Source organism: Streptomyces sp. NPDC001450 (assembly GCF_053597295.1).
In genome coordinates this window covers 24,475-32,027 of record NZ_JBSFHY010000067.1, presented here as the reverse complement: position 1 = coordinate 32,027, position 7,553 = coordinate 24,475, and the positions used below count along the sequence as shown (strand labels likewise).

The window sequence follows — 7,553 nt, the reverse complement described above, 5'->3', positions numbered from 1 at the left end:
GGAAGCCGGTCGGCCGGGACGCGCGGACCGCGACCCTCACCGGCACCTGGCTGCTGGTCGTCCCGCACCAGCCCACCATGACCGACACCGACACCGACACCAACCTCATCACCGCACTCACCAGTGGTCTGGCCGCCCACGGAGCGCAGGTGACCACCATCGAGGTGGCCGCCGGTGCCGACCGGGACCGGCTCATGGAAATGCTCGCCACCGCCGTGAGCGGCGATGACGGTCCCCGGTCTCCGGCCGGTGTCCTGTCCCTGCTGGCGCTGGACGAGTCGCCGTACGCTTCCGGCAGCCCGCTCGACAACGGGCTCGCCCTCAACACCGCCCTGCTGCAAGCCCTCGGGGACGCGGGTCTCGTCGCGCCGCTGTGGATCGCCACCCGGGGCGCCGTGTCCACCGGCCGCGCCGACCGGCTGGCCGCGCCCGTCCAGGCACAGGCCTGGGGTCTCGGCCGGATCGCCGCGCTGGAGTACCCGCAGCGCTTCGGCGGACTGGTCGACCTGCCGCAGGAGCTCGACGACCGTGCCGTCACCCGGCTGGTGGCCGCCCTGTCGGGAGCCGTCGACGAGGACCAGGTGGCCGTACGGGGTTCCGGGCTGTTCGCCCGGCGGCTGGTGCGGGCCGCGCTGCCCGAACCGGCGTCCGCCGACTGGAGGCCGGGCGGCACGGTTCTGGTGACCGGGGGCACCGGCGGAGTGGGTGCCCAGGTCGCCCGCTGGCTGGCCCGCAACGGCGCCGCCCATCTGCTGCTGGCCGGACGCCGCGGCCCGGACGCACCCGGCGCGGCCGAACTGGAGGCGGAGCTGACCGGACTGGGTGCCCGCGTCACGCTCGCCGCGTGCGATGTCGCCGACCGCGACCAGCTGGCCGCGCTGTTGGCCGCCGTGCCGGAGGACCAGCCGCTCACCGCGGTCGTGCACGCGGCCGGGGTGCTGGACGACGGCGTACTGGACGCCCTCACCCCCGCGCGCGCCGAGACCGTGCTGCGGCCCAAGGTGGCCGCCGCCCTGCACCTGCACGAACTGACCCGGGACCTGGGACTGTCCGCGTTCGTACTGTTCTCCTCGCTCGCCGGCACGCTCGGCGGCCCGGGCCAGGGCAGCTACGCCGCCGCCAACGCCTTCCTCGACGCGCTCGCCCGGCAGCGGCACGCCGACGGGCTGCCCGCCACGTCGGTCGCCTGGGGCGCGTGGGGCGGCGGCGGCCTCGCCTCCGGAGAGACGGGCGAGCGGCTGGCCCGTTCGGGTATGCCCGCGATGGACCCGGAGTCGGCTCTGACGGGGCTTCAGCAGGCCGTTTCCGGCGAGGAACCGGTGCTGGCCGTGGCCGACGTACGGTGGGAGACGTATGCGTTCGCCCACTCCGACGGAGCCGCGCGCGTGCTCGCCGACCTGCCGGAGGTACGCGCGGCACTGGCGGCACGCACCCTGCCCGCGACGGGCGGCGGCGACGGCGGCGGCAACGCGCTCACGGCGCGGCTCGCGGCCCTGCCGTACGACGAGCAGCGGCGTGAACTCCTCTCCTTGGTGCGGCGGTTGGCCGCCGGGGCGCTCGGGTACTCCGGTGCCGAGGAGATCGACGAGGAGCGGGCGTTCCGCGACCTCGGTTTCGACTCGCTCACCGCGGTGGCCCTGCGCAACACCATCGCCGAGACCACCGGGCTGCGGCTGCCGGTGACACTGGTCTTCGACCACCCCACCGCCACCGCCCTTGCGGGCAAACTGCACGAGGACCTGTTCGGTACGGTCGCCACGGCCGCCGAGCCGGCGGCGGCGCTCTCGTCCCGGCCGGCCGAGGTCGACGACGATCCGGTGGTGATCGTGTCGATGGGCTGCCGCTACCCGGGCGGGGTGGACGGCCCGGAGGGGCTGTGGCGGCTGCTCGCGCAGGGTGGCGACGCGGTGTCGGTCTTCCCGGAGGACCGTGGCTGGGACCTCAAGGGCGCCTACGACCCCGACCCGGACCGACCGGGCACCTTCTACGCCCGGGGCGGCGGATTCCTGTACGACGCGCACCACTTCGACCCCGAGTTCTTCGGCATGAGCCCGCGCGAGGCGCTGGCCGTCGACCCGCAGCAGCGCCTGCTGCTGGAGACGTCGTGGGAGGCGATCGAGCGGGCCGGTATCGACCCGGCCACGCTGCGCGGCAGCCGTACCGGGGTGTTCGTCGGCTCCAACTACCACGACTACGGCTCCCGGGTGCAGCACGCCCCGAAGGACTTCGAGGGCTATCTGGCCACCGGCAGCGCCGGCAGCGTGGCCTCCGGGCGGATCTCGTACACCTTCGGCCTGGAGGGCCCGGCCGTCACCGTCGACACCGCGTGCTCCTCGTCCCTGGTGGCGCTGCACATGGCCGCCCAGGCACTGCGCACCGGTGAGTGCACCATGGCGCTTGCGGGCGGGGTCACGGTGATCTCCTCACTGGACACGTTCATCGAGTTCAGCAGGCAGCGGGCGCTGTCCGCGGACGGTCGCTGCAAGGCCTTCTCCGACGAGGCCGACGGCGCCGGCTGGGCCGAAGGCGTGGGCGTCGTACTCCTGGAGCGGCTGTCCGACGCCCGCCGCAACGGCCACCCCGTCCTCGCGGTGCTCGCCGGTTCCGCGGTCAACCAGGACGGCGCCAGCAACGGCCTCACCGCGCCGAGCGGCCCCGCACAGCAGCGGGTCATCCGGCAGGCCCTGGCCGCTGCCGGGCTCTCCCCGGCCGATGTCGACGCCGTCGAGGCGCACGGCACCGGCACCAAGCTGGGCGACCCCATCGAGGCGCAGGCGCTGATGGCGACGTACGGGCAGGACCGGCCGCAGGACCGGCCGCTGCTGCTCGGCGCCCTGAAGTCCAACATCGGGCACACCCAGGCCGCAGCCGGTGTCGGCGGTGTGATCAAGATCGTGCTGGCGATGCGGCACGGGACGCTGCCGCGCACCCTGCACGCCGACCGGCCGTCGACGCAGATCGACTGGACCGAGGGCGCGGTGTCGCTGCTGACCGAGGCCGTCGAGTGGCCGGACAGCGGCCGACCGCGCCGGGCCGGGGTGTCGGCGTTCGGTATCAGCGGCACCAACGCCCACGTGATCCTGGAACAGCCGCCCGCCGAAGTACCGGAGCCGTCCGGCAACGCACCGGAGCCGTCCGCCGAAGCGCCCGAGCCGTCCGTGCCGACACCGCACATGTCCGCGACGACGGCGAACAAGGCGTCCACCGAGAACGCCACGTCGTCGGAGGGGGTGGCCGTCCCTGCCGCCTCCGGCGACGTGGTCCCCTGGGTGCTCTCCGGCCGTGGCACCGACGCCCTGCGCGCCCAGGCCGCCCGTCTGCTGGCCCACCTGGAGGACCCGGAGCGCCAGCACGGTGCCGCGCCCCTCGACATCGCACACTCACTCGCCCTCGGACGGGCCGCGTTCGACCACCGGGCGGCCGTCGTCGGCCAGGGCCGGGATGAACTCGTCGCCGGAGTACGGGCGTTGGCCGAGGGCCGGGAGGTTCCCGGACTGGTACGCGGGGTGCGGCGCCGCAGCGGACGCACCGCGTTCCTCTTCAGCGGCCAGGGCAGCCAGCGGCCGGGCATGGGACGCGACCTGTATGCCGCGTACCCGGTGTTCGCCGACGCCCTCGACGCCGTCTGCGCCGAACTGGACCGTGAACTCGAACGGCCGCTGCGCGAGGTGCTGTTCGCCCCGGCCGGCACCCCGGACGCCGAGCTGCTGGACCACACCGTGTACACGCAGGCCGGGCTGTTCGCCCTGGAGGTGGCCCAGTTCCGGCTGCTGGAGCACTGGGGGCTGCGCCCGGACGTCGTCGTCGGCCACTCCGTCGGCGAGCTCGCCGCCGCCCATGTGGCCGGGGTGCTCGACCTCGCCGACGCCTGCCGTCTGGTCGCCGCCCGCGGCCGGCTGATGCAGCAACTGCCGGACGGCGGCGCCATGCTGGCCGTACAGGCCGGTGAGGCGGAGGTCGCCGAGGCGCTGCGCACATACGAGGACCGCGTGTCCGTCGCCGCCGTCAACGGCCCGGCGTCCGTGGTCGTCTCCGGTGACGAGGAGGCCGTGGAGGAACTGGCCGAGGCATGGCGGGAGGCCGGGCTGCGCACCAAGCGGCTGACGGTGTCGCACGCCTTCCACTCGCCGCGGATGGAACCGATGCAGGCCCGCTTCGCGGCCGTGGCCCGCGAGATGAGCTACGCGGCCCCGACCGTGCCCGTCGTCTGCGACCTCACGGGCGAACTCGCCGACTCCGGACAGCTGGAGGGCGCCGACTACTGGGTACACCACGTGCGCGGCACCGTCCGGTATGCCGACGCCGTCGCCACCCTGGAACGGCAGGGCGTGACCGCGTACGTCGAACTGGGCCCCGACGGTGTGCTCACCGCCATGACCCGCGACTGCCTCGCCGACCCGCAGGCCGCCGTCGTGACACCGCTGCTGCGCCGCGACCGGCCCGAGGAGACGGCGGTCACCACCGCCCTGGCCACGCTGCACGTCCACGGCGTGAGCCCCGACTGGGCCGGGTACTTCGGCGGCCGTCCGGTGCGCCGGGCCGAGCTGCCGACGTACGCCTTCCAGCGCGCCCGCTACTGGCTCGACGCCGATCCCGGTGTCCCGGACCTCGCCGCGGCCGGGCTCGCGGCGGGCGAGCACCCGCTGCTCGCCGCGGGCACGGCACTCGCGGGCGGCGACGGCTACCTGCTCACCGGGCGGCTGTCGCTCAGCAGCCACCCCTGGCTCGCCGACCACGCCGTGTCCGGCACCCCGATCCTTCCCGGCACCGCCTTCCTGGAGCTGGCCCTGCTGGCCGCCGACCGGGTCGGCTGCACCGCCGTCGACGAGCTCACCCTGGAGGCACCGCTCGTCCTGCCCGAGCAGGGTGCCGTCCACCTCCAGGTCACCGTCGGCGAGCCCGGCGAACAGGGAGTGCGCGGTGTGACCGTGCACTCCCGCCCGGACTACGCCGCGGACGACGAGCCCTGGACCCGCCACGCGGTCGGGCAGCTCGCTCCCACGACGGCCCCGGCCGACGACGCCCCGCTCGGAGTGTGGCCGCCGCAGGGCGCCGAGGCGGTCGCCGTCGACGGACTGTACGACCGTTTCGCCGCCGGCGGCTTCGCGTACGGCCCCGCGTTCCAGGGCCTGACCGCGGCCTGGAAGCTCGGCGAGGACGTGTACGCGGAGGTCGCACTGCCCGACGGGGCCACCGACGCCGCCCGCTACGGGCTGCACCCGGCCCTGCTGGACGCAGCCCTGCAGACCGTCGGACTGACCGCCACCGCCGCGGCCGGTACCGCGCTCATGCCGTTCAGCTGGACCGGCGTACGGCTGCACGCCCAGGGGGCCGACGCGCTGCGGGTGCACCTCGCCCCGGCCGGACCCGACACGGTCGCGCTGCGGGTCACCGATCCGGCAGGCGGCCCCGTCGCCACGGTGACCGGGCTGACCCTGCGCCCGCTGCCCGCCGGGCAGCTCGGGGACGCCCGCGCCGCCGCCCGCCATCTGCACGAGCTGGAGTGGGTGACGCCCGCCCCCGTCCCGCTCCGGCCCGCCTCCGCGGGCTGGGCCGTCCTGGACGGCGGGGGCGACCCCGGCATCGGTGCCGCCCTGACGGCCGCCGGTCTCGCCCCCGTCCCCCACCCCGGCCTGGACGCGCTCGCCCGCGCCGTCGCCGCGGGCGACACACCGGTGCCCGGCACGGTGCTGGCCGCCGTACCCGGACTCGGTGACGACGACGCCGGGCAGCCGGGCGGGCCCGACCCGGCCGCCGCCGTGCGCCGCGCGACCGGGCAGGTGCTGCGGCTTCTGCAGGGCTGGCTCGCCGAGGACACGTTCAACGCCACCCGGCTGGTGCTGGTCACCCGGCACGCCGTGACCGTCCACGACGGCGACCGGGCGCCCGACCCGGTGGCCGCGGCCGTATGGGGCCTGGTGCGCACGGCGCAGTCCGAGAACCCGGAGCGGTTCGTGCTCCTCGACTGGGACGGCGCCCAGGAGTCGTACCGGGCCCTGCCCGCCGCGGCCGGTCACGATGAGCCGCAGGTCGCCCTGCGCAAGGGAGAGCTGCGGGTGCCCAGACTGGTGCGCATGCGGCTGCCGCAGGCCGCGGACGGCCACACCGGAACGCTGCTCGACCCGGACGGCACCGTCCTGGTCACCGGCGCCACCGGCGCGCTCGGCGGCCTGATCGCCCGTCACCTGGCCGGCCGGCACGGTGCCCGGCACCTGCTGCTCGTCGGCCGTCGAGGCCCGGGCGCGCCCGGCGCCCGGGAACTCGTCGACGACCTGACCGCGCTCGGCGCACGTGCCGAGCTCGTCGCCTGCGACACCTCCGACCGGGGGGCACTGGCCGCGCTGCTCGCCACCGTCCCCGCCGAGCATCCGCTGACCGCCGTGGTGCACACCGCGGGCGTCCTCGACGACGGCGTCATCGGCTCGCTGACCCAGGAACGTCTCGACACCGTGCTCGCCGCCAAGGTCGACACCGCGCTGCACCTGCACGAACTCACCAGGGACAGCGAACTCCGCGCCTTCGTGCTCTACTCCTCGCTGGCCGGTCTCTTCGGCGGCTCGGGGCAGGGCAACTACGCGGCGGCCAACGCCTTCCTCGACGCCTTCGCCCGGCAGCGGCGCGCCCATGGCCTGCCCGCACAGTCGCTGGCGTGGGGCCTGTGGGAGCAGCGGTCCGCGATGACCGGCAAGCTGGACCAGGCCGACCTGCTGCGCATGGCACGCGGCGGAGTCGTCCCCATGCCGTCCGAGCAGGCCCTCGGCCTGTTCGACGCCGCCGTCGCCGCCGACCGGGCGGTACTCGTCCCGGCCCGCTTCGACACGGCCGGACTGCGTACGCCCGACGGGGAGGTCCCGGCCCTGCTGCGGTCCCTCGTCAAGCCCGCCCCCGGCCGCCGCACCGCCACCGCCGCGGCCGACGGGACCGCGCCCGCCGAGCAGCTGCGCCGCAGGCTCGCGGAGCTGGACGCCGAGGCACGGCTCGGGGCACTGGTGGACGTCGTACGCGACCAGGCGGCGGCCGTCCTCGGATACGCCGACTCCGACGCCGTGGACCCCGAACGGGGCTTCCTGGAGCTGGGATTCGACTCGCTGACCGCCGTCGAACTGCGCAACCGGCTCAATGCCGCCACCGGGCTCCGGCTGCCCGCGACCCTGCTGTTCGACTACCCGACGCCCATCGGGCTGGCCCGCCACCTGTGGGCCGAGACCGCACCGGGCGCCGCGGCGGCAGTCCAGCCGGTGCTGGCCGAACTCGACCGGCTGGAGGGCGCGCTGGCGGAGATCGCCGGGGACGAGACGGTCCGCTCCGCACTGGCCGACCGGCTGCGGGGGCTCCTGTCCACGCTGGACGTGACGGCATCCGCCGCGGGTGGGCTCACGCCCGCCGACGGCGGCCACGGCGGCCATGAAGCAGCCACGGCGGTGGCGGTCGGAGAGCACATCGAGGCGGCGAGCGACGACGACCTCTTCGACTTCATCGACAAGCAGTTCGGGTCGTCGTGACGGAACGCCGGCGAACCCTCCTCACCGCTCCTCACATACGGGAAGAGAGCG

1 protein-coding gene is annotated in these 7,553 nt (G+C 75.5%); it reads left to right on the top strand.

The window, feature by feature from the left end; all coding sequences use genetic code 11:
- The first annotated feature begins 77 nt into the window (after positions 1 to 77).
- Positions 78 to 7,502, top strand: a complete 7,425-nt coding sequence (locus ACWC5O_RS42450; protein WP_450781235.1) for an SDR family NAD(P)-dependent oxidoreductase — start codon at positions 78 to 80, stop codon at positions 7,500 to 7,502.
- Positions 7,503 to 7,553: the final 51 nt, after the last annotated feature.